Genomic DNA, 21870 nt, shown 5'->3' with positions numbered 1-21870 from the left:
GGCCGCCCCCGGTGCCGTCCAGCCGCACCGTTGATACGCCCGCTACGCAAACACCCGTCCATGCACCGACGCCGATTCCTCACGGCCGCTGGACTCGCCGGGACCGGAGTGCTCGCGGGCTGTGCGGGCCGGAGTTCGAGCGATGCGCCCGATACGCCGGCCGACGCGGCCGCCGACCTGCGCGTCGAGCCCGTCGCCGAGGGCTTCACACACCCGTGGAGCCTCGCGTTCCTTCCGGACGACGGCGTGCTCGTAACCGAGCGCCCGGGCGAACTGTCGCTGCTCGACCGCTCGACCGGCGCGGTCCAGCCGATCGACGGCGTCCCGACCGTCGACGCCCGCGGGCAGGGCGGGCTCCTCGACGTCGCGCTCGGCCCGGCGTTCGCCGAGACCGACCTCGTCTACCTCACGTACGCGGCCGCGAACGACGCCGGGGCGACGACGACCCACGTCGGGCGCGCTCGACTCGACCGTGAGGCCGCCCGCCTCGAGGGGTTCGACGTCCTCCACGCCGCGACGCCGTTCGTCGACTCGACGGGCCACTACGGCTCGCGGCTCGCGTTCGACGCCGACGACCGGCTGTACGTGACCGTCGGCGACAGACAGTTCAAGAACTTCGGCCCGGACCACGTCGCTCAGCGGCTCGACTCCGAACTCGGTGTGGTCCTCCGACTCGAAGCGGATGGGTCGATCCCCGACGACAATCCGTTCGTCGACGAGCCGGCCGCAAGCGACGCGATCTACAGCTACGGTCACCGCAATCCGCAGGGACTCACCGTCCATCCGGAGACCGGAGCGCTCTTCGAGAGCGAGTACGGCGAGCAGGACGGCGACGAGATCAACGTGCTCGAGCCGGGCGCGAACTACGGGTGGCCGGTCGCCGACGACGGCTGCACCTACGGCGAGGGTGAGCCCATCGGGGTCGCCCACGAGGACCGCTCGGACGTCGTCGCGCCGATTCACTCTTGGCCGTGTGGCAGCGGTGGATTCCCTCCGGGCGGGATGACGATCTACGCCGGCGAGGCGTTTCCCGAGTGGCGCGGTGACCTCTTCGTCGGCGGACTCGCCTCGCGGTCGATCGCTCACCTATCGCTCGACGGGGAGGCGGTGACGGGCGTCGAGCGGCTCCTCACCGGCCGCGACCAGCGCATTCGGACCGTCGCCGAGGAGCCGGAGACGGGGTTCTTCTACGCCGCGGTCGACGCCGACGACGCCCCAATCCTCCGGATCACGCCGGCGTGAGCGGGACGCCGGCCGCGATCACGCGGTCGCCGCTTCGATCACGCGGTCGCCGCTTCGATCGCCGCCTCGAGGTCGGCGACGATGTCGGCGGGGTCTTCGATGCCGACAGAGAGTCGAACCATGTCGCCGGTGACGCCGGCGGCCTCGCGCTCGGCGTCGGTCAGCTGCTGGTGCGTCGTCGAGGCCGGATGGATGACGAGCGTCTTGGCGTCCCCGACGTTCGCGACGAGCGAGGCGAGGTCGGCGTTCTCGACGGTCGCTTTCGCGGCCTCGTAGCCGGCCTCGAGCCCGAACGCGATCATCCCGCCGTAGCCCCCCTCGAGGTACTCGGTGGCTTCCGCGTGCGTCTCGTGGGCTTCGAGACCGGGGTACGTCACCCAGGCGACGTCGTCGTGGTCAGCGAGGTACTCCGCGACGATCCCGGCGTTCTCACAGTGGCGCTCCATCCGCAACGGGAGCGACTCGACCTGTTGGAGCGTGTTCCACGCGTCGAACGGGGCCTGCTGGTTGCCGAGGTCGCGCAGGCCGCGGGTGACGGCCGCGTAGGCGAACGCCGCGTCGCCGAACGCCTCGACGAAGTTCACGCCGTGGTAGGCGGGGTTGTCCGTCGCGATCTCGGGGAACTTCTCGGGGTACTCACCCCACGGGAACGACCCCCCGTCGACGAGCGCGCCGCCGACCGTGGTGCCGTTGCCGGTGAGCCACTTCGTCGTCGACTCCCAGACGAGGTCGGCACCGTGTTCTAACGGCCGGCAGAGCGCGGGCGTCGCGAACGTGTTGTCGACGAAGAGCGGCACCCCGTGGTCGTGGGCGATCTCGGCGACGCGCTCGATGTCGGGGGTGACGAGCGCGGGGTTCCCGATCGTCTCGAGGTGGACGTACGCGGTGTGCTCGTCGATGGCGTCGGCGTATCCCTCGTAGTCGAGCGTGTCGACGAACCGCGTGGTGACCCCGCGGCGCTCGACGGAGTGGGTGAAGTAGGTGTAGGTGCCGCCGTACAGCGCCGAGGAGCTGACGATGTTGTCGCCGGCGGACGCGAGCAGGAACGTCGCGAGGTCGAGCGACGACATTCCCGAGGCGGTGGCGACCGCGGCGACGCCGCCCTCGAGCGAGGCGAGCCGCGCCTCGAGTGCCGCGTTGGTCGGGTTCATGATCCGCGAGTAGACGTTCCCTGCCTCCTCGAGCGCGAACAGCCGTGCGGCGTGGTCGGCGTCCTCGAACTCGTAGGCGGTCGTCTGGTAGATGGGCGTCGCCCGCGCGCCGGTCGCCGGGTCGGGGTCCGTTCCGGCGTGGACGCTTCGCGTGCGGAACGACTGCCCGGTCGACTCGTCGGCTGGCCCGGTCGAACCGTCGTCTGTTGGCATACCCACCGCTCCGGTCGCCACCGGCTAAACCGAACCGACCCGTACAGGAACTGCCGGTAGCTCGGAGCGTCGGGTCGCGTCCCGGTGGCACCCTCGACCAGTGGCCGAGGCGGGCTCATTCTGTTGTGAACAATACGTCCACGACCAATCCGCCGCCGCCCCGCCCAGGCCGACGCTCAGATCGGCACAAATCGCATCTGTAGGCGCTACTGCTCGCGGAACGGATCAACAACTATATCAGCATACGGACGTAGTATTGTACACAGCACGATATACTATGGACGAGAACTCACGCTCACCTGACCCGGCGGCGACCCCGCAGGGACCAACGACGCGAACCGTAGCGACGCTCGCCATGGTCGCGCTCCTCCTCACCGCAGGAATGGCAGCGACCCTCGGCGTCGCAGGAGCCCAGTCGGCGAGCGGCGGCGACCCGGACCTCGAGGCGTACGCGCCCGACCCGACGCTCACGCCGGGCACCGCGTCGACGCTGACGATTCAGATCGCGAACGACGCGACGACACGGTACGATTCACCGCCGGAACGCGCTCGGGTGACGACCGCACGAAACGTCGTCGTCGAACTCGACGCGGCCGACGCGCCGTTGACCGTCGAGACCGCAGAACACTCCGTCGGCTCGATCACCGAGAGCCAGCCGCGGTCGGTGCCGTTCGCCGTCGACGTCCCCGAAGACGCCGCACCCGGCACCTACGAGGTCGACGTGGAGATGACGTACTCGTACACCTCGTTCCGCCGCGCCGACACCGGTGAGAACGAACGGACCTACACCGTGACCGACACCGTCGACGTCGAGATCGACGACGCGCCTCAGTTCCGGCTCACCACGGCCGACGACAGCCAACTGCAGGTCGGTGAGTCCGGACCGTTCGCGGTGACCGTCGAGAACGTCGGCGGGGAGCCCGCACGGAACCTCGCGGTGTCGCTCACCTCGCAGAGCTCGATGGTCGGCTTCGACGGCCAACAGAGCGACGTCGCCCGCATCGACCGGCTGGCGCCCGGTGAGACCGCCGACGTCACCTACGAGGCGGTCGTCAAGCCCGACGCGCCGGTTCGCCAGTACGAACTCGACGGCTCGGTGCGGTACACCGATCCGCAGGGAATAAACGACCGTGACACCGACCTCTCCGTCGGCATCGAGCCGGCCGCAGAACAGGACTTCGCACTCGAGTTGGTCGAGAGCAGCCTTCGCGTCGACACGGAAGGCGACGTGGTGGTCCGCGTCACGAACGACGGTCCGTGGACCGCGAACGACGTCGCACTCGACTTCGCTCGCGAGTACCCGACGCTGCGGCCGCTCGAGGGGTCCGTCTCCGCGGGGACGCTTGAGGCGGGCGAGTCGTCGACCGTCCGGCTCCCGGTCGCGGTGAACGCCGACGGTGAGGCCGTCGAGAAGTCACTCGACATGGTCGTCCAGTACCGGACCGACGCCGACGAACAGCGCCGCGACGAGGACGTCTCGCTCGTGACGCCGATCGCGCCACGGCGTGACGACTTCACCGTCTCCGTCACCGACCCGACCATCGGGGTCGACTCCACCCGGCTGATCGAAGTCGAGGTCACCAACAACCGCAACCAGACGCTCACCGACATCGAGGCGAGCCTCGGTACGAGTGACCCGCTCGACAGCGACGACGACGGCTACGTCGCGTCATTAGAGCCAGGTGAGTCGGCGACGATGACGTTCGAACTCACGACGACCGCGGACGCCAACCCCAAGACGTACGCGGCGAGCATCGACTTCGCGTACGAGGACGAGCGCGGCAAGTCGATGCTGTCTGAGGCCTACCAGCTCCCGATCCGCGTCCAGGACGGGAGCGGTGGCGGCATCCTCTCCGTGCTCCCGTTCGTCGGCCTCGGACTCGTCGGCGTCGGCGCGACCGTCTACGTTCGACGCCGCGGCGGTGGCTTCCCGTGGAACGCGTAAGCCCGTGACGCCATCCAGCGCTTCCACCGCACGGTCCACCGAGCATCACCCACAGACCACTCACCGCACCACCACTGACGCATGACCGACGACGAAACCCACCCACTCCGCGACCGTCTCGAGCAGGTCGGCCGATTCTCCGCCGAGAATCGCCGGACCGTCTTCGCCGTCGTGGCCGCCCTCGTGCTCGTCTCGCTCGTCATCGCGGGCGCGTCGGTCCAGATGAGCCTGGGGATGGAGCTGTACATCGACGACAGCTCCCAGACGAACCAGGACTGGCAGGAGGTCAAAGGCGAGGACGCGTTCGACCTCGGCAACAACGTCTTCGTGATGGTCGAGACCGACCACCTCTACGAGCCGGAGACGATCCGGACGATCGACCGGCTCGACAGGCGATACGCCGCCGCAGACGAGTTCACGAGCGTCACCAGCCTCGCGGACGTGGTTCGTCGGGGGAACGGCGGTGAGATCCCGTCGACCGAACGCGAGGTGCGCGCGTCGATCCGCCGCGTCGAGACGATGGACCCGAGTGCCGCCGCGCTCGTCAGTAACGTCAACCCCGACCGCGAGACGGCGCTCATCGTGGCGACCTACGGTGAGGTCGACGTTCCCGACTCCGAAGACCAGTACTTCGGCTTCCTTCCGGGGACCGCCGCGGGCTACGTCACGGGGGAGGTCGCGGACGCGACCGACCACGTCCGCGTGCCGCCGAACGTCGACGTCACGGTCACCGGCGCGCCCGTCTTCGAGAACGCCGCGTTCGGCCTGATGCTTCCGGAGATGATCCAGCTGTTCGCCGTCGCGTTCGCGATCATCTTCACCGTCGTCTTCCTCGTGATGCGCGGCCGGCTTTACCGCACGTGGAAGGTGCTCATACCCGTCGGGACCGCGATGGTCTCGCTCGTGTACATGCTCGGGATGATGGGCGTCGTGGGGTTCAACTTCAACGCCATCATGCTCGGGGTGTTGCCGATCGCGTTGGGGTTGGGGATCGACTTCAGCCTCCAGTTACACACCCGCTACATCGAAGAACGCGAGAAGGGGCGCGAGCCGGTCGACGCCGCGGGCGCGGCCGCCCGCACCACCGGCAACACGCTGCTTCTTGCGATGGCGACGACGTCTATCGGCCTCGGTGCGCTGTTGGTCTCTGCTGTGCCCCCGACCCGTCAGCTGGGAGCGACCGCGGCCTTCGGCGTGATAGCGGCGACCGCGCTGTCGCTCACGCTGCTCGTCGCGTTGTTGGTTCACTTCGACGACGACGAGTACGAGCTGGTGACCGATTCGGGTGATGCCCCCGCCGACGCGCCGACCGCAGCCACCGACGGCGGCGAGCCGACTGACGACGACCGGTCACGCGACGGCGACGAACCGATCGACGGCTCGTCACCGGACGGCCCAGCTCCGCTCGACCCACCGTCGGCAGACGGCGGCGGTGGCGACGGACCGCTCCCCGAACCCTCGGCCAGCGGCGGTGACCGATCTGATTCAGACGAGTCCTCTACTGGCGTCGTCGGCAGCGACGACCCCGCCTTCGAGCGCTTTATCGGCGCGCTCTCGGGCGGTATCGCCGCCGCGCCGTTGTTGGTGCTGTTGTTGATGGTCGGGGCCATCGGCGGGGGCGCGACCGTCTATCACGACGTGCCGACCACCCAGGAGATGCTCGACTACTGGCCGGACATCGAACAACGCGACGACCTCGAGAGCCTCGAGGACACAGCAGAGAGCCCGAGCGTGATGTACCTCGTCGTCGAGGGCAAAGACGCCTACTCGCCGACGACGTTCGAGCGCGCCTCGGCGTTCGAGACCGAGATCGAGGACCATCCGGACGTGAACGCGGCGATGAGTCCGGTGACCGCCGTCGAGATGGCGAACGACGGGGAGATTCCGGAGAGTCGGGCACGCGTGATCGGTCTCGCCGAACAGCAAGCCGCCTCCGAGCTCATGCCGATCGGGAGTCGCGAGGAGACGCCGGACCGGTTCATCATCCAGCTCTTCGTCGCCGACATCGAGGGCGAGGAGGTTCGACACCTGATCGACGACACCGAGGCCATCGCCGACAAACACCTCTCGACCGAGCGGACGGCGGTGACCGGCAAGCCGGTCGTCAACCGGAACGTCATCGAGAACGTGACGTCCGGGCGCGACCCGATGACGGTGTTGAGCTTCGGGATGGCGACGATCTTCCTCGCGTTGGCGCTTCGGTCGCTGCGTGAGTCCGTGTTGCTCGTCGTCAGCGTCGCGATCAGCGCGGTCATGCTGATCTCGATGGCGATGTACGCCCTCGAGATCCCGTGGAATCCGCTCACCGTCGCGACCGGATCGATCGCACTCGGGGCCGGGATCACCTACGGGATCCACGTCCACGAGCGGTTCAAAGAGGAGCTGTTCACCCACGGGTCGACGCCGACCGAGGCGATGCGCGAGGCGATGGTACGGAAGTCGCGTCCGGTGGTCGGCTCCGGTGCGACCACGCTGTTCGGGTTCGGCGCGCTCGGGATCTCACAGTTCCCGGTGCTCGCGAACTTCGGCATCGCGGTCGCACTCGCGATGACGTTCGCGCTCGTGACCGCGTTCGTGTTCCTCCCGGCGGCCGCGCTGGTGTTGGCGACCCGGACGAACACGTACGCGACCGCCTGAGCCGACCCGACGACGGTCGTCGCGAGACGACCCGACCCCGCGTTTCGCCCCTTCACGCGCGCCTCGTGCGAAGCGTTAACAGCGTCGACCCCCACCAGTGCGTATGGGAACGAACGGGTCTCCGGGCGAACCGCCGACGCTCTCCGCGCTGCTCGGGGCGGTCCCCGACAGCGTCTGGCAGTACACGGCGGTCGCCGCTGCCGCCGTCATCGGCGTCGCCGTGTTGCGTCAGAGCCTCGTCTTCGGCGTCGGCGTGCTCGCGATCCTCCTCGCGCTCGTCACCGTCGCCAGCGCGGTCGAGGTCGTCGACGCCTACGAGAAGGAGGCGCTCACCGTCTTCGGCGAGTACCGAACGCTGTTGTCACCGGGCGTCCACCTGATCCCGCCGTTCGTCTCGCGGACGTACGCGTTCGACATGCGGACACAGACGCTCGACGTGCCGCGACAGGAGGCGATCACTCGGGACAACTCGCCGGTGACCGCCGACGCGGTCGTCTACATCAAGGTGATGGACGCCACGCGTGCCTTCCTCGAGGTCGACGACTACAAGAAAGCGACCTCGAATCTCGCACAGACGACGCTCCGGGCCGTCCTCGGCGACATGGAGCTCGACGACACGCTCTCGCGGCGCGAGCAGATCAACGACCGGATCAACGAGGAACTCGACGAGCCGACCGACGAGTGGGGGATCCGCGTCGAAGGCGTCGAGGTCCGCGAGGTGAGCCCCTCTACCGACGTCAAGCGCGCGATGGAACAACAGACGTCGGCGGAGCGTCGTCGTCGCGCGATGATCCTCGAGGCGCAGGGTGAACGACGCTCGGCGGTCGAGCAGGCGGAGGGTGACAAACAATCGAACATCATCCGCGCGCAGGGCGAAAAACAAAGCCAGATCCTCGAAGCACAGGGCGACGCCATCTCGACGGTGTTACGCGCACGTTCTGCCGAGTCGATGGGCGAGCGAGCCATCATCGAGCGGGGGATGGAGACGCTCGCAGAGATCGGTCAGGGCGACTCGACCACGTTCGTCGTGCCACAAGAGCTCACCAGCCTCGTGGGTCGCTACGGAAAGGGTCTCTCGGGCTCGGACGCCCAACAGATGGAGGGACTCGAGGGGCTCGAGTTCGACGACGACACCCGCGCCATGCTCGGTCTCGACGACATCGACGAGATGCTCGAGGAGCTCGAGACGGTCGGCGACGACGAGGCGGCCGTCACAGATGCGGCCGTCCCCGATGCCGACGGCGACGAACTCGAGCGCGAGGCGGACCGCGACGTGGAGTTGGAAACGGAGAGCGAGCGCCCTGGTCGATGAACGGTGGCTGTGACGCACTCGACACGACGCGGTTGTGGTCGAATCGGACCCACGTTGGAGCTCCGGCGCTCGCTCGCGGCCGCCGTGCTCACTCCTCGCCGATGGGCGCGGGGACGCCGTCGTCCGCCTCGAGTTCGAACGTCTGACGGAGCTCCCGAATCCGGTCACGGATGTCGGCGGCGAGCTCGAACTCGAGGTTGCTCGCGGCCTCGTTCATCCGGTCTTCGAGCGTCTCGATCTGCGCGCTCGCCTCGGCTTCGCTCTCGACATCGTCGACGCGCACCGACGAGGTGTCGGTCTTCGAGCCTGGCAGGTTCGTCTCGCCGACCGGCTTGTCGATCGTCGTCGCCTCGTGGCCGTGCTCGTCGTTGTACTCGAGCTGGATCGCCCGCCGCCGCTGGGTCTCGTCTATCGCCGCCTGCATCGAGTCGGTCACGCGGTCGGCGTACAACACGACCTCGCCGTTGACGTTGCGGGCGGCCCGCCCCATCGTCTGGACGAGCGTCGTCGTCGAGCGGAGGAACCCCTCCTGGTCGGCGTCGAGGATCGCGACGAGGCTCACCTCCGGGATGTCGAGTCCCTCCCGAAGGAGGTTGATCCCGACGAGGACGTCGATGGTCCCGAGCCGGAGGTCGCGGATGATCTCGTGGCGCTCTAAGGTGTCGGTCTCGTCGTGCATGTACGCGACGTCGACGCCGGCCTCCTCGAAGTACTCGGTGAGGTCTTCTGCCATTCGCTTCGTGAGCGTGGTGACGAGGACACGCTCGTCGCGCTCGATCCGCTCGGCTGCCCGGTCGAGGAGGTCGTCGACCTGACCGGTCGCCTCGGTGACCTCAACCTTCGGGTCGACGAGGTGTGTCGGCCGGACGATCTGTTCGACGACGTTCGCCGACTGCTCGCGCTCGTACTCGCCGGGCGTCGCCGAGACGTACAGCGTTCGGTCGGTCTTCGCTTCGAACTCCTCGAAGGTGAGCGGGCGGTTGTCGTAGGCGGTCGGCAGCCGGAAGCCGTTCTCGACGAGCGAGTCCTTCCGAGACTTGTCGCCGGCGAACTGCCCGCGGATCTGCGGGAGCGTCTGGTGTGACTCGTCGATCACGGTGAGGAAGTCGTCGGGGAAGTAATCGAGCAGCGTGTACGGCGCGTCACCCGGGTCGCGGTCGTCCATGTGGACGGAGTAGTTCTCGATCCCCGAGCAGTACCCAGCCTCGCGCAGCATCTCGACGTCGAAGGTGGTGCGCTCTTCTATCCGTTGTGCGGCGACGAGGTCGCCCTGCCGCTCGAAGTACCGCACGCGTTCGTCCATCAGCGTCTCGATCTCCGCTATCGCCTGCTCCAGCTGCTCGTCGGGGATCGAGTAGTGTTCTGCGGGGTGGACCATGACCGCCGGCTCCTCGCTTACGACCTCGCCTTTCATCGGGTCGACCTTGCGCATCCGGTCGATCTCCTCGCCCCACAGCTCGACGCGCACCGCGTACCGGCCGTACATCGGGTAGATCTCGACGGTGTCCCCGCGGACGCGGAAGGTCCCCTGGGCGAAGTCAACGTCGTTGCGCTCGTAGTTCAGGTCGACGAGGTGAGCGAGCAGCGCCTCACGACCCACCTGGTCGCCGACCGCAAGTTCGAGCGCCATCTCTCTGTAGTTCCCCGGGTCGCCGAGCCCGTAGATCGCAGAGACGGAGGCGACGACGATCACGTCGTCGCGGGTGAGAAGCGAGCGGGTCGCGGAGTGACGCAGTCGGTCTATCTCCTCGTTGATCGACATCTCCTTGTCGATGAACGTGTCCGTCTGTTCGACGTACGCCTCCGGCTGGTAGTAGTCGTAGTAGGAGACGAAGTACTCGACGGCGTTGTCCGGGAACAGCTCTCGGAACTCCTCGTATAGCTGGGCGGCGAGCGTCTTGTTGTGGGCGAGCACGAGGGTCGGCTGGTCGAGCGCCTCGGCGACCCACGAGACGGTGTTCGTCTTCCCGGAGCCGGTGACGCCGAGCAAGGTTTGTTCGTCGGCGCCCGACTCGAATCCCGTGACGAGTTCGTCGATCGCCGCCGGCTGGTCGCCGGCCGGCTCGAAGGGGGCGTCGACCCGAAGCGAGCGGTCGACGGTCGGACGGTCCTCAGAGAGGGGGGAGTCGGCGTCGCTCACGATACGCGTCGTTGGGCGGCGAGGCACTTGAGGGGCGCGGCTACGTGGCTGGCGGCGACGAAAACGGTCCCAAGCGGGCGTTTCCATGTGGGGGAAGACCGATTGCTGATCGGACTGCACGCAGATCCGTGTCCCTCCTCACACCGGCCGTCGCGTTCGGCGCGGCCCTCGTCCTGTTCGTCTGGGTCGCGGGTCGGCGCGTGGGTCACCTTCGACGCACACGCCCGCGGAAGCGACCATCTGGGACTCTGGGGCGTGCTCGCTCCGGTCTCGGGGATCGTACTGGCCTGCTACCTGCTGTGGTGGCGCCCCGAGCGCTCCCGCCGTCACGGTGGGAGCGAGCCACCGCTATCGTCGTCGTCGCCGGCCTCGTGGGGCTGGTCGTCGGGAGCCTCGTCTCGCCGCCCGATCCGGCCTCACAGTTGACCGTCTGGCCGGTCGCGTTCGGCAGTTGTCTCCCCGTCGCGTACTGGGTGGTCGAAAGAACGTTCGACCCGACCGGCGACTCGGTGATAAATGATCGACTGTAGATCGGCGGCGGACATCTCCAAAGCCCCAGCCGCGAGGCGGCCAGAGGCGACGTAAGCACCGAGAAGCGAGTGGAACGAGCGACGAGGACGCAGCGAGCGTCTGGCCGCCTCGCGGCTGCCCCTTTGAGTCCCGCCCCGCCCCGCTCCGCACAGCACCTCACGCCTCCCCAGCCTCGTCGGTCGCCGTCGCTTCGCTCGGCGACCGACTCCCTCGCGCGTGCGGTTCGCGGCCAGTCGGCCGCTCTCCGGCACGCGCCACCGCACCACTCGGTGGACCTCGTCTCCCCGTTCCCGCGTTTCCCCGTCCCTCGCGTCTCCCTGTCCCTCGCGTCTCCCCGTTCCCGGACGAAAGCGTTTCCACGTCCCCCTGCGACTCCCCGACTATGCGCATCGCCGTCCCCAACAAGGGCCGCCTGCACGACCCGACTGTCTCACTACTCGAGCGTGCAGGGCTCCACGTCGAGGAAACCGCCGACCGCCAGCTGTACGCCGACACGGTCGATCCCGACGTGACGATCCTCTTCGCGCGAGCGGCCGACATCCCGGAGTACGTCCGCGACGGGGCGGCCGACCTCGGCGTCACCGGCCTCGACCAGGCCGCGGAGTCCGGTGGCGTCGCGCCCACGGCGGCCGCGGCAGACGAGAGCGACCTCGTCGACCTGCTCGACCTCGAGTACGGCTCCTGCCGACTCGTGCTCGCGGCCCCCGAGGGCGACGCGGTGACGACTCCGGCCGACCTCGCGGGCGCGACCGTCGCCACCGAGTTCCCGACCGTCACGCGCGACTACCTGGACCGAGTCGGCGTCGACGCCGACGTCGTCACGGTCACCGGTGCGACGGAGCTGACGCCGCACGTCGACATGGCCGACGCCATCGTCGACATCACCTCGACGGGGACGACCCTCCAGGTGAACCGGCTCGCGGTCGTCGACGAGGTGCTCGACTCGTCGGTGCGGCTGTTCGCCCACCCGGACGTCACGACCGACCCGAAAGTCGAGCAGGTCCGAACCGCCTTCGAGTCGGTGCTCGCGGCGGACGGACGACGGTACCTCATGATGAACGCGCCGAAAGCACGCCTCGAGGAGGTACGAGCTGTGATCCCCGGACTCGGCGGCCCGACCGTGATGGACGTCGAGGCCGACGAACACGGCAACGGGATGGTCGCGGTCCACGCCGTCGTCGAGGCCGACGACGTCTTCGCGACGATAGCCGAGCTGAAGACGGTCGGTGCCAGCGGCATCCTCGTCACGGAGATCGAACGCCTCGTCGAGTGAGCGGCTCGGAGAGTATCCGCCTCCCAGAGCCAGCACCGTGGTCAGTCGTCGGTGCCGGCTCGGTCACGCTCTGCTATCACCCGCTCCTTTTGCGCGCGTGACAGTGACTTGATCGCGTGCTCTCGCGACAGCGCCGCCGAGCGCGAGTCGAACGACTCGACGTGTCGCAGCGTCACCGGCGTGCGTCCGCGGGTGTACTTTGCGCCCTCGCCCGCGTCGTGTTCGGCCACCCGCCGCTCCACGTCGGTCGTGTAGCCGGTGTAGAGGCTCCCGTCGGCACACTCGATCACGTACACGTGGTGGTCGCTCACGACTCGTCCTCACCCACGATCGCTCGAGCGATCAGCCCAGCCTGCGCGCCGGCCACGAACCCGGCCCCGACGTTCACCGTCGTGAGGACGGTACACGACTGGAGCGCGCCGGCGAGCGCCGCGGAGCCGTCGCCCCCCTCACCGTACCCCGAGGCCACGGGCACCGCGATCACGGGTGCGGCGACGAGTCCGGCGACCACCGTCGGTAGCGCCCCCTCACGGCCGGCCGCGACGACGACGACGTCGGCCTCGCGGATTCGCCCGAGCTGGTCGAGCAACCGGTCGAGGTTCGCCACGCCGACGTCGCGTATCCGGTCCACGTCGGCGCCGACCTCGCGGGCGACCACCGCGGCCTCGCCCGCTACCGGCGCGTCAGCCGTCCCCGCGGCCACCACCGCGACCCCCACGTCGAGCGACGGCGGCTCGTACGCCGCCGCGTGGACCACGACGGTTCGCGTCACCTCGTCGTGCTCGACGGTCGCGTCGGGGGCGTCGGCGTCGACGGTCTCGCGGATCGCCGCCGCGTGCTCGGCCGTCGCCCGCGTCACGATCGCTCGGCCGGTGGTCTCGAGCGCCGTCGCCGCCAGTGACGCGGCCTCGATCGGGCGCTTCCCCTCGGCGAGCACCGCCTCTGGAATCCCGCGCCGCCGGTCGCGGTCGGCGTCGAATCGCCCTGCCGCCGTCGTCGCGTACCCCGCGAGTCGTGACTCTGCCTCCTCGACGCCGATGTCGCCCGCCGCGAGAGCGTCGAGCGTCTCCCGGGCCGGCGTCCCGTCCGTCCCCGTCGGCTCACGTCCCGTCTCCTCCTCGTCGGTGCCGTCTGGCGCGTGCATGGCCGATCCTTCGCGGCCCACGGCCTCGTAGCCGTCGATCTGCGCGCTGCGGTGTCGTCCGGTGTGCCCCGCGTCTCGCGTCGGTCCGCGCCGACGGACGTCGCGACACGTCCCCGACGAGTCCGTGCCACGATCCGCCTCCACCCCTCCTGTGATCTGCCGGCACGGGCCCCCTCGCGGCAGAATTCAGGAACGCTTATTAACTATGGCCGGGTAGTCGAGAGCGCATGGCAGACCTCATTGTCAAAGCGGCAGTCAAGGAAGCGCTGGAGGACAAGAACGTCGCGTCGGACTTCTACGATGCGCTGGACGACGAAGTGACCGAGCTGCTCGAAGACGCCGCCCGCCGCGCCGAGGCTAACGACCGGAAGACGGTCCAGCCCCGCGACCTGTAAGGCGCTCACCCTGTCGTTTTATTCTCTCACCCGGAGCGTTGCGGCCGTCTCGGACTCCCGTGTCGGGTCCGGTCGTGGCCCGTCCGGTCACCCCCGGCCTGGGTTCGTGACGTTGACGCCGGTCTCGGTGCCGACGTGAAGCTCGTCTGCGAGCCCGACGAACAGTCCGTGTTCGACGACCCCGGGCGTCTCCGCGAGCGTCCGCGCCAGTGCAGCCGGCTCCGCTATCGGGCCGAAGTCGCAGTCGAGTACGAGGTGACCGTTGTCGGTGACGACCGGTCCGTCCTTTCGCTCGGCTCGCCGCAGCGTCGCGTCGCCGCCCGCAGCCGCGACCGCCTCGGCGACGACCCCGCGGCCGCTCGCGAGCACCTCGATAGGGACCGGGTGTGTGAGGACGTCGGTACACTTCGTCGCGTCCGCAACGACGAGGAACCGGTCTGCGGCCGCGTCGACGAGCTTCTCGCGGGCGTGGGCGGCGCCGCCGCCCTTGATCAGGTCGCCGCCGGCGACACAGTCGGCGCCGTCGACGGCGACGTCGATCCCACCGGCACCCGGACTGGTGACCGCCGCGAGGTCGACGAGCGGGATCCCGGCGTCGAGCGCGAGTTCACGGCTCGCGAACGATGTCGCGACGCCGGTGATCGAGAGCCCGTCGGTGACGCGCTCGCCGAGCGCGCGGATCGCGTGTGCTGCCGTCGAGCCCGTCCCGAGTCCGACCACGTCGCCGTCGGTCACCGCCTCGGCAGCCGACTCGCCTGCCCGCCGCTTCATCGCCTCGCTGCCGCCGCTCGACTTCATGCCCCCTGTGTGTGCGGCGCGATTGAAAAGGCGTCGGCGCGGAGTCACCCCGCCTGTCACTCCAGCCGGTCGAGGATCGCGTCCGCGTCGTACGCAAGCGAGAGTGCCCGCGATCGCCCCCGTCCCTCGACGTCTGCGTACTCGGCGTCGATCACGCCGAGCTGATCGAGTTTGTTGACGATCTCCGAGTACCGGGTGTACCCGAGGTCGGTCTCCGCGTGGAAGGCGTCGTAGACGGTCCCGGCACGTTCGCCGTCGTGCTCGGCGAGCACCCGGACGAGTGCCCGCTCCGTGTCCGAGAGGCCGCGGAGCGACCGCGAGAGGTGGACGTGTTTTGACTTGTCGTAGGCGGCTTCGACGTCTGTCGTCTCGATCGTCTTCGAGGCGCGCATCTCGGCGTTGAGCCCCGCCCGCCGAAGCAGGTCGATGCCCACCCGAAGGTCGGCGCTCTCTGCGGTCAACGCGGCGACCCGTTCGAGCGTCTCCTCGTCGACGACGTCCTCGTGAAAGCCGCGTCTCGCTCGTTCACGGAGGATGTCGACGATCTCCGGGGTGTCGTACACCGGGAAGTACACCTCTTCGGGGCGGAACACCGACTGCACGCGGCCGTCGAGGTCGTCGATGACGTCGAGCCCGAGGTCCGACGAGACGACGACGACGCCGATCTTGGCGCCCGCGTGTGCCTCGTGTGCGCGCAGCAACGAGTAGAGCGCGTCCGACGCCTCATTTTCATAAAACAGGTAGTTCACGTCGTCGAGCGCAACGACCAGCACTTCGTCCTCCTCGACGAGACGGTCGGTGATCTGGCTGAACAGCTTCTTGAACGAAATCCCGGAGGAGGGCGGCTCGTACTCGAAAATTCCCTCGAAGAGCCGTGAGAAGACGGCGTACCGCGTCGAGTCCACCTGGCAGTTGACCCGTACCGTCCGCACCTCGGTCCGGGCGGCGAGCTCGCCGAAGAGCTTCTGGATCGCGGTCGTCTTGCCCGTTCCTGGCGGGCCGCGCACGACCGTGTTCAGCGGCCGCGAGCCGCGAACGGCCGGACGGAGCGCGTACTTCAGGCTCTCGAGTTGGCTCTCGCGGTGGCGGAACGTCTCCGGGACGTGGTCGATCTCGAAGACGGCCTCCTCGCGGAACACCGACTCGTCCCACGAGAGCATGTCGTCGCCGCCGTCCCCGACCATGGTGAACCAACCTCGCGCCGCTCACTTAACCATTGCCCGCGGTGCGGTGACCCCAGACCGCGGCTCGTTCGCCGCCAGCGCGGCCGGTCACCCGCGCGTCAACACGAGGACCCGACGGGTCAGCGAGCGGTGGACGCGTCGGTCGAAGCTCGCGTCGACCACCCACCCGGCACCGCGCGCGAGTCCGCGCCAATCACGGTCGGCGACCACGACGGCGCGCGACGCGACCCTGGCGCTCTCGTCGAGCGCGCCGGCGACGAGGTCGGCCAACTCGTGACGGGCGACCTTCGACTGCCGACCGTACGGCGCGTCGAAGACGACGCCGTCCGCGGCGTCGTCGTCGACCGGAAGCGCCGTCGCGTCGCCACGGAGCACGTGCCACGTCGGCGCTGGGCCCGCTCGCCGCGCGCCAGTCGGTCGATCGCTCGCGTCGAGACACGCGCGGAGATTCTCGCGTGTGCCGGCGACCATCTTCGCCTGCGCGTCACACGCGATGGCGTCTGCGCCGACGAGGCCGGCTTCGATCGGGAGGCCGCCGGTTCCACACATCGGGTCGAGTACCGTCCGTCCGGGGGCGGCTCCGGCGAGGTTCACGTACGCCCGGGCATCTGCGGGCGCCATGCTCCCCGGCTGAAAGAACGGACGATCCGTCGGGTCCGGTGCGAACGCGCGCGACGGCTCGTGGGCGACCCAGCCGAGCGCACACAGCGCCGCCCGCCCCCCGTCTGCCCCGTCGACCGCGTCGTGTTCGGCCCGCGGACCGGCGGCGAACAGCGCCCGCAACACGTGGTCCGGCGTCTCGAGGTCGACGTCGAACCCGCGGCCGACGAGCACACGCCCCAGGGACCGCTCTGCGGCCGTCGTCGAAACCGCCGTCGAGTTGCGGACGTTTCGCGCCCGCACGGCGACGGTACCGGTCCGAGACAACGGAGCCGCCTCGAGGGCAGCGACCGCGGCGTCGACGGACGGGTCGGCTCGCCCGATCGCCGCACAGACTCGACGGGTGTACGCCAGCGCGTCTGCGGTCGAACCGACGCTCCTGGCGCTCGCTATCCCGGGGGCTACAACGCGGACTCCCGCGGCGGCCGTCGCCGCTTCGGCGGCCGCGAACGCGTCCGCCTCGCCGGCCAGCTCGAGCCAGTACACCTCGGTGTTTCGGTGAGCCCATCGCATGAGCGTGACGGATCGGGTGCGCCCGGCTGGCCGGGCCGCGTACGCCTGCACAGCACCTGCACGGGCGACCCCGGAGCGCCGACGGCGACCACTGACCGACTTTGTTAAGTTACCCACCCCTGTAGGTACGCCGGAATGGCCGACCCGAAGGACACGATCACCGTCGAGAACGTCGTCGCCTCTACCGGGATCGGACAGGAGCTCGACCTCCAGAGCGTCGCGATGGACCTCGAGGGTGCCGACTACGACCCCGAGCAGTTTCCCGGTCTGGTCTATCGAACCACGGAACCGAAGTCCGCGGCGCTCATCTTCCGATCCGGCAAGATCGTCTGTACCGGCGCCAACTCGACCGACGCCGTCCACGAGAGTCTCGACCGCGTCTTCGAGAAGCTGCGGGCGCTCCGTATCCCGATCGACGACGACCCCGAGGTCACCGTCCAGAACGTCGTCACCTCCGCGGACCTCGGTGCAGACCTCAACCTCAACGCGATCGCCATCGGCCTCGGATTAGAGCACATCGAGTACGAACCCGAACAGTTTCCAGGGCTGGTCTACCGGATCGACGAGCCGGACGTCGTCGCGTTGTTGTTCGGCAGCGGCAAACTCGTCGTCACCGGCGGCACCGACCCTCAAGACGCCATCGACGCCGTCGACGTGATCACGACGAAGCTCACCGACCTCGGCCTGCTCGGGTGACCGTCCCCTGGCGGCCCGTGCGGTGACCCACGGGTATTCCTCACCAACTAGGGCGTCATACTGCTGGTATCGAGATCCGCGATGCAGGAGCTATCCGTAGCGGCCATCCATCACCCATATTGTTTCCTACAGTGGAGAGTACCTACTCGCATGAACACGATTCTACGCCAATTCAAGCGACCGTTGCTCTATCTGATGGGTCCAGCCTACATCGTCGCAGGCGCGTTGCATTTTGTCGTTCCGGAGTTGTACGTTCAGATTGTCCCACCCATCTTTCCGGCAGCGCTCACGCTCGTCTATCTATCCGGCCTCGCGGAAATAGCGGTTGGGATCGGGCTGTTGATCCCCCGAACTCGACGGCACGCCGCGTGGGCAACGGTCGTGTTACTCGTTGCTATCTTTCCGGCAAACGTCTACATGGCAACGCACGGCGTCGTCATCGAAGGGTTCCCAGGCGGTGGCGATCCGTCCGAGATTGTTCGCTGGGGACGACTCCCACTACAGGCCGTGTTGATTCTCTTCGCACTCTGGTACACTCGCCCATCGAGTGAAACAGACTCCCGGTGATCGATTCTTGACTTCCTCCCACGACTGAAGTCGTGGGCTCTCTCCTCTGTTCTCTGTAGTACATTCGCGCGCTATGACACCCTCCACTAGCGCCAACCGATCCCGTCGGTACTTTGTCGTCCGGCTGCGTACCAGTGTTCATGTCTGCACAGCCCGTGACGCCGGCGGCGGTGCTGGTGACGACCGTCGCGTTCGCGCTGTTTCTCTCCGTGACCGCCCACGTCGCCGCCCGGAACGTCCTCGGCGACGTCGACCCCCGACGCGCGCTCTACGTCGGTCCGCTGCCCGCGATCACGAGCGTCGTCGCCGGTGGGCTCTCGATCCCGGCGGCGGTGACGGTCACCGTCGCACTCGCACTCGATGCGGTCATGTTCCGGTGGAGCTACGAGCAGCCGCCGCGGGTCGTCGCGGTGTTGACGCTCATCCACGCCGTCGTCACCGTCCTCGTCGGCGTCGTTCTCGGCGGTGTCGCGCTGCTGCTCTCGACGCGACCGGGGTGATCTGCACCCTCACCACGTCTCGTGGGGAGATCGACGCCGCCCGGTCGACGTCGCTCGTGACGTCGCTCACGGGTCGGGGGGCGGTCCGTCGTACGCGTCGTGGTCGCGGTAGAAGTTCAACATCGCGAACTTCAGCTTCTCCGGGTCGACGTCTATCAACTCCTCGCGCTCTTCGAGCGGAAACGACCCGCGCACGGAGTACTTTCCCATGTCTGCGGCGGTGTAGCGCCGGTCGGCGAGGATCCGCACCCCGTAATCAGACGGTCCGCGGACGACCCTCCCGAGTGCCTGGCGTGTCTTCCGAATCGTCGGCACCTCGACCGCGTACGCCCACCCAGGGTCGCGCGCACGGTCGTGGTCGGCGAACGCGCGGCCGTACGCCGCCTGGACCGCCTCCATCCGGTCTGAGAGGTGTGGATACGGCACGCCCACGACGACGACGGTTCGGGCGTCGTCGTCGTCGAAGCTTACCCCCTCGGCAAGCGTTCCCCACAGCGAGGTGAACAGCGCGGCGTCGTCCTGCTCAACGAACCTCCGGCGGAGTGCCGCTTCGTCCTCGCCGGGGCCGTCGAGGTAGCGTGGTCCGAGGGTCGCTCCCGTCAGCCCGCCGTCGCCGCCGAGCCGCTCGTAGTACCGCTCGGCTTCCGCGTACGAGGGGAAAAACGCCAGGGTGTTCCCCGGGGTGAAGCGGATAGCGTCCCGAAGCAGCGTCGAGACCGTCTCCTGAGTTTCGGTGTCGCTGCGCTCGGCGGCGAAAAGCGGTGGGGTGTCGACGGCGAACGTCCGACGGTTCGCCTCCGGGTACTCCATCCCGTACGCGAGCGAGGCGGCGTCTTCTAACCCGAGCACCTCTTCTGTCACGTCGAACGGCCGGAGCGTCGCACTCATCAGCACGCTCGCGGCGACCTCCTCGAACAGCTCCGCCGTCACGCGGCTCGGGATGCAAGTGTACAGCTCGGCGCGGCCGTACACCTCGTCCGTCGTTCCGTCGCGCCGGACGGACACGATCGGGTGTTGTCCGAGTTCGGTCCCGGCTTCCATCCACGTCGAGACGAACCGCGCGACCTGCAGGAGCTGACACTCGGTGCGGCTCGTGGTCTCGCCGTCGCGGTACCGTCGCTCGTACTCCTCGTCGAGCGCCTGCCCGAGTTGGACCGCGAGCTCCGTCTCGGCGTCGATCCCCGTCCCTTCGTAGTGGCGGAGGAACGCGAGCGTGAGGTCGTCCCGACGGTCGTCGTTGGCGACGGCGACGTCTTCCCACCGCTCCCCGACGGCCTCGCGCGCCCCGAACCCGAGCGCGTCGTCGTACGTCTCGACGAGCGCGCGCCGGAACGCTCGTACGACGTTCGCCGCCGGCTCGGCGCGCGAGTCGTCGCTCTCCGTTAGCTCCTCGATTGCGGCATCGAGGGTCGTCTCGGTGAGCGTGCGGGTCGCGTGGTCGCGGGCGGCGTCCTCCACGTTGTGTGCCTCGTCGAAGACGGTGAGGATGTCGTCCGGGTCGCGGTCGATCCACCGGAAGAACTGCTCGCGTATCGTCGGGTCGAGCAGGTGGTGGTAGTTACACACGACGAGGTCGACGCCCTCCATCCCTTCTTTGAGGAGTTCGTAGCCGCAGCGTTCTCGCTCGTCAGCGTACGCGTACACGTCCTCGGGCGTGCGAACGTCCTCGAAGAGCCACTCGAAGAACTCGTCTGTGTCCTCTACGAGGTTGTTCCGGTAGTGTGCACAGACGTTCGCCGTCTCGTACTCGTCGAGTTCGCTCTCGAGGTCCTCGAGCTCGTCCATGACCGCCTCGCGGGCCTCGACAGCGCCGGCGTCTCCCTCGCGACTCGCCGCGAGCAACTCGCGCTCACGGGCCTCTAACTCGCGGACGTCTGCTTCCGTCTCGACCAGCTCGCGGGTGGTGTCCCGGAGCGTCTGACACTCCTGGTAGTCGACGCCGATGTGACACATCGACGACTTCCCTTTGAACACCACGGCGCGGATCGGTTCGGTGCGGGTGATCGCGCGAGCGTCCTCGACGAACTGGCGCATTTGTTCGTGGACGTTGGTGGTGATGACGACCGTGCGGTCGTGTTCGCGGGCGTGTGCCAACGCGGGGACGAGCGCCGAGAGCGTCTTGCCAGTCCCCGGCGCGCCCTCGAACAGCACGTCTTGACCCCGTGCTAACGCGTTGGCGACCCGGTCCATCGCCTCGCGCTGGTTCGGGTACGGCTCCTCGTAGGGGAAAAACCGTAGGTGCGACGGCGCTGACACGCCGACGAATTCGTCGGCATCGCGTATAAGCCGTCGGGTGTCACGAGGGACGTGGTCGTCGCCGGCGGTCCGACCGTCGTGTGCGACCGGGTGACTTTTCATCGCGCTCTCTCGAGAGAGGTGTAGCGAATGTTCGACGAGATCCTCGAGAAGTTCGAGGGGTCCCCGAGCCAGCAGGCGGTCATCCGACTGTTCTTAGAGCGCGGCTTCTCGGTCAACGAGGCCGGGCGGGTCGTCTCCGGTGGGATCGAGATTCCGTACACCGGGATCGCCCGCGAACTCGACGTCGACCGTCGCGTGGTCGACTCGACGACGGACGCCATCCTCGCGGATCCGGAGCTCAAACGCATCTTCACGAACATCTCGTCGGTGCCGAGTCTGATGGATCTGGCGCCGGTGCTCGACCTCACGGTGATGACCATCGAGGTCGCGGCCGCCGACGAGGCCGGGATCGTCGCCGAGGTCACCGGGATCCTCGCCGACCACGACGTCTCGATTCGGCAGGTGTTGAGCGACGATCCGGAGTTCACCGACGACCCCAAGCTGTACGTCATCACCGACGCCGAGCTGTCCGGCGACCTGCTCGTCGAGATCCGGTCGCTCCCGTACGTCCACCGCGTCGGCTTCTGAGTCCCACCGCGTCGGCTTCCGACGGCCCTCCGCGGTGAGCCACCCTCCCGTACGAACTCCGTGAGCGTACCAGACGCCCGTCC

Annotated in this window: 19 protein-coding genes; 11 read left to right on the top strand and 8 right to left on the bottom strand. The window is 68.4% G+C overall.

Annotation, left to right across the window (positions count from 1 at the left end; all coding sequences use genetic code 11):
• Positions 1–60: 60 nt before the first annotated feature.
• Entirely contained in the window at positions 61–1242 is a 1182-nt protein-coding gene (locus tag ACNTAO_RS10565; protein WP_435161971.1) for a PQQ-dependent sugar dehydrogenase, read from the top strand.
• A gap of 38 nt (positions 1243–1280) precedes the next feature.
• Here ACNTAO_RS10565 and ACNTAO_RS10560 read toward each other — a convergent pair whose 3' ends face one another.
• A complete protein-coding gene (locus ACNTAO_RS10560; protein ID WP_435161970.1) occupies positions 1281–2606 on the bottom strand; it encodes an O-acetylhomoserine aminocarboxypropyltransferase/cysteine synthase family protein in 1326 nt (441 codons plus the stop codon).
• A gap of 277 nt (positions 2607–2883) precedes the next feature.
• On the opposite strand from ACNTAO_RS10560, the gene ACNTAO_RS10555 reads away from it, so the two are divergent.
• From ACNTAO_RS10555 to ACNTAO_RS10545, 3 genes are all read left to right on the top strand, one after another.
• Positions 2884–4551: a COG1361 S-layer family protein gene (locus tag ACNTAO_RS10555; RefSeq protein WP_435161969.1), complete on the top strand. Its 1668-nt coding sequence runs from the start codon at positions 2884–2886 to the stop codon at positions 4549–4551.
• A gap of 81 nt (positions 4552–4632) precedes the next feature.
• Positions 4633–7188 carry an efflux RND transporter permease subunit gene (locus tag ACNTAO_RS10550; RefSeq protein ID WP_435161968.1) on the top strand — a complete coding sequence of 852 codons (2556 nt, stop codon included), beginning with the start codon at positions 4633–4635 and terminating at the stop codon, positions 7186–7188.
• Between the two features lie 103 nt (positions 7189–7291).
• Positions 7292–8500: an SPFH domain-containing protein gene (locus tag ACNTAO_RS10545; RefSeq protein WP_435161967.1), complete on the top strand. Its 1209-nt coding sequence runs from the start codon at positions 7292–7294 to the stop codon at positions 8498–8500.
• Positions 8501–8588: 88 nt separating this feature from the next.
• Here the strand turns inward: ACNTAO_RS10545 and uvrB are convergent, their stop codons facing one another.
• On the bottom strand, positions 8589–10640 hold the full coding sequence (gene uvrB, locus ACNTAO_RS10540; RefSeq protein WP_435161966.1) for an excinuclease ABC subunit UvrB: 2052 nt from the start codon (positions 10638–10640) through the stop codon (positions 8589–8591).
• 299 nt (positions 10641–10939) lie between these two features.
• Here uvrB and ACNTAO_RS10535 point away from each other — a divergent pair, with 299 nt between their 5' ends.
• Complete coding sequence (locus tag ACNTAO_RS10535; protein ID WP_435161965.1) at positions 10940–11170, top strand: hypothetical protein; 231 nt, start codon at positions 10940–10942, stop codon at positions 11168–11170.
• 383 nt (positions 11171–11553) lie between these two features.
• The gene (hisG, locus tag ACNTAO_RS10530; RefSeq protein WP_435161964.1) at positions 11554–12444 is read left to right on the top strand and encodes an ATP phosphoribosyltransferase; all 891 of its coding nucleotides are present in this window, start codon (positions 11554–11556) and stop codon (positions 12442–12444) included.
• 41 nt (positions 12445–12485) lie between these two features.
• Here hisG and ACNTAO_RS10525 read toward each other — a convergent pair whose 3' ends face one another.
• Together ACNTAO_RS10525 and larB are read right to left on the bottom strand one after the other, a co-directional pair.
• Positions 12486–12755, bottom strand: a complete 270-nt coding sequence (locus ACNTAO_RS10525; RefSeq protein ID WP_435161963.1) for a GIY-YIG nuclease family protein — start codon at positions 12753–12755, stop codon at positions 12486–12488.
• Complete coding sequence (gene larB / locus ACNTAO_RS10520) at positions 12752–13588, bottom strand: nickel pincer cofactor biosynthesis protein LarB (RefSeq protein WP_435161962.1); 837 nt, start codon at positions 13586–13588, stop codon at positions 12752–12754. The genes ACNTAO_RS10525 and larB overlap by 4 nt, the downstream gene beginning before the upstream one ends.
• Positions 13589–13815: 227 nt before the next feature.
• On the opposite strand from larB, the gene ACNTAO_RS10515 reads away from it, so the two are divergent.
• Entirely contained in the window at positions 13816–13983 is a 168-nt protein-coding gene (locus tag ACNTAO_RS10515; RefSeq protein WP_435161961.1) for a DUF1931 family protein, read from the top strand.
• An 87-nt stretch (positions 13984–14070) separates the two neighbouring features.
• Here the strand turns inward: ACNTAO_RS10515 and rpiA are convergent, their stop codons facing one another.
• The 3 genes from rpiA to ACNTAO_RS10500 form a co-directional block, all read right to left on the bottom strand.
• Complete coding sequence (rpiA, locus tag ACNTAO_RS10510; RefSeq protein WP_435161960.1) at positions 14071–14781, bottom strand: ribose-5-phosphate isomerase RpiA; 711 nt, start codon at positions 14779–14781, stop codon at positions 14071–14073.
• Between the two features lie 56 nt (positions 14782–14837).
• Positions 14838–15965: an ORC1-type DNA replication protein gene (locus ACNTAO_RS10505; protein WP_435161959.1), complete on the bottom strand. Its 1128-nt coding sequence runs from the start codon at positions 15963–15965 to the stop codon at positions 14838–14840.
• An 87-nt stretch (positions 15966–16052) separates the two neighbouring features.
• Positions 16053–17111, bottom strand: coding sequence for a TIGR01177 family methyltransferase (locus ACNTAO_RS10500; RefSeq protein WP_435161958.1), 1059 nt, complete (start codon positions 17109–17111; stop codon positions 16053–16055).
• 162 nt (positions 17112–17273) lie between these two features.
• Here ACNTAO_RS10500 and ACNTAO_RS10495 point away from each other — a divergent pair, with 162 nt between their 5' ends.
• The 3 genes from ACNTAO_RS10495 (at position 17274) to ACNTAO_RS10485 (ending at position 18901) form a co-directional block, all read left to right on the top strand.
• Positions 17274–17834, top strand: a complete 561-nt coding sequence (locus ACNTAO_RS10495) for a TATA-box-binding protein (protein WP_435161957.1) — start codon at positions 17274–17276, stop codon at positions 17832–17834.
• A gap of 150 nt (positions 17835–17984) precedes the next feature.
• The gene (locus ACNTAO_RS10490) at positions 17985–18401 is read left to right on the top strand and encodes a DoxX family protein (RefSeq protein WP_435161956.1); all 417 of its coding nucleotides are present in this window, start codon (positions 17985–17987) and stop codon (positions 18399–18401) included.
• 140 nt (positions 18402–18541) lie between these two features.
• Positions 18542–18901: a DUF7473 family protein gene (locus tag ACNTAO_RS10485; protein ID WP_435161955.1), complete on the top strand. Its 360-nt coding sequence runs from the start codon at positions 18542–18544 to the stop codon at positions 18899–18901.
• A gap of 66 nt (positions 18902–18967) precedes the next feature.
• Here the strand turns inward: ACNTAO_RS10485 and ACNTAO_RS10480 are convergent, their stop codons facing one another.
• The gene (locus tag ACNTAO_RS10480) at positions 18968–21157 is read right to left on the bottom strand and encodes an ATP-dependent DNA helicase (RefSeq protein WP_435161954.1); all 2190 of its coding nucleotides are present in this window, start codon (positions 21155–21157) and stop codon (positions 18968–18970) included.
• Positions 21158–21286: 129 nt separating this feature from the next.
• On the opposite strand from ACNTAO_RS10480, the gene trpY reads away from it, so the two are divergent.
• Positions 21287–21787, top strand: coding sequence for a TrpY family transcription regulator (gene trpY, locus ACNTAO_RS10475; protein ID WP_435161953.1), 501 nt, complete (start codon positions 21287–21289; stop codon positions 21785–21787).
• Positions 21788–21870 lie beyond the last annotated feature (83 nt).

This window comes from Halorubrum zhoui (assembly GCF_051194155.1).
GTDB lineage: Archaea > Halobacteriota > Halobacteria > Halobacteriales > Haloferacaceae > Halorubrum.
This window is presented reverse-complemented; position numbering and strand designations above follow the sequence as displayed.

Coding starts and splice junctions, on each gene's coding strand:
- ACNTAO_RS10565 (WP_435161971.1), top strand. CDS start 61: ATGCACCGACGCCGATTCCTCACGGCCGCTGGACTCGCCGGGACCGGA.
- ACNTAO_RS10560 (WP_435161970.1), bottom strand. CDS start 2,606: ATGCCAACAGACGACGGTTCGACCGGGCCAGCCGACGAGTCGACCGGG.
- ACNTAO_RS10555 (WP_435161969.1), top strand. CDS start 2,884: ATGGACGAGAACTCACGCTCACCTGACCCGGCGGCGACCCCGCAGGGA.
- ACNTAO_RS10550 (WP_435161968.1), top strand. CDS start 4,633: ATGACCGACGACGAAACCCACCCACTCCGCGACCGTCTCGAGCAGGTC.
- ACNTAO_RS10545 (WP_435161967.1), top strand. CDS start 7,292: ATGGGAACGAACGGGTCTCCGGGCGAACCGCCGACGCTCTCCGCGCTG.
- hisG (WP_435161964.1), top strand. CDS start 11,554: ATGCGCATCGCCGTCCCCAACAAGGGCCGCCTGCACGACCCGACTGTC.
- larB (WP_435161962.1), bottom strand. CDS start 13,588: ATGCACGCGCCAGACGGCACCGACGAGGAGGAGACGGGACGTGAGCCG.
- ACNTAO_RS10515 (WP_435161961.1), top strand. CDS start 13,816: ATGGCAGACCTCATTGTCAAAGCGGCAGTCAAGGAAGCGCTGGAGGAC.
- rpiA (WP_435161960.1), bottom strand. CDS start 14,781: ATGAAGTCGAGCGGCGGCAGCGAGGCGATGAAGCGGCGGGCAGGCGAG.
- ACNTAO_RS10505 (WP_435161959.1), bottom strand. CDS start 15,965: ATGGTCGGGGACGGCGGCGACGACATGCTCTCGTGGGACGAGTCGGTG.
- ACNTAO_RS10495 (WP_435161957.1), top strand. CDS start 17,274: ATGGCCGACCCGAAGGACACGATCACCGTCGAGAACGTCGTCGCCTCT.
- ACNTAO_RS10490 (WP_435161956.1), top strand. CDS start 17,985: ATGAACACGATTCTACGCCAATTCAAGCGACCGTTGCTCTATCTGATG.
- ACNTAO_RS10485 (WP_435161955.1), top strand. CDS start 18,542: ATGTCTGCACAGCCCGTGACGCCGGCGGCGGTGCTGGTGACGACCGTC.
- trpY (WP_435161953.1), top strand. CDS start 21,287: ATGTTCGACGAGATCCTCGAGAAGTTCGAGGGGTCCCCGAGCCAGCAG.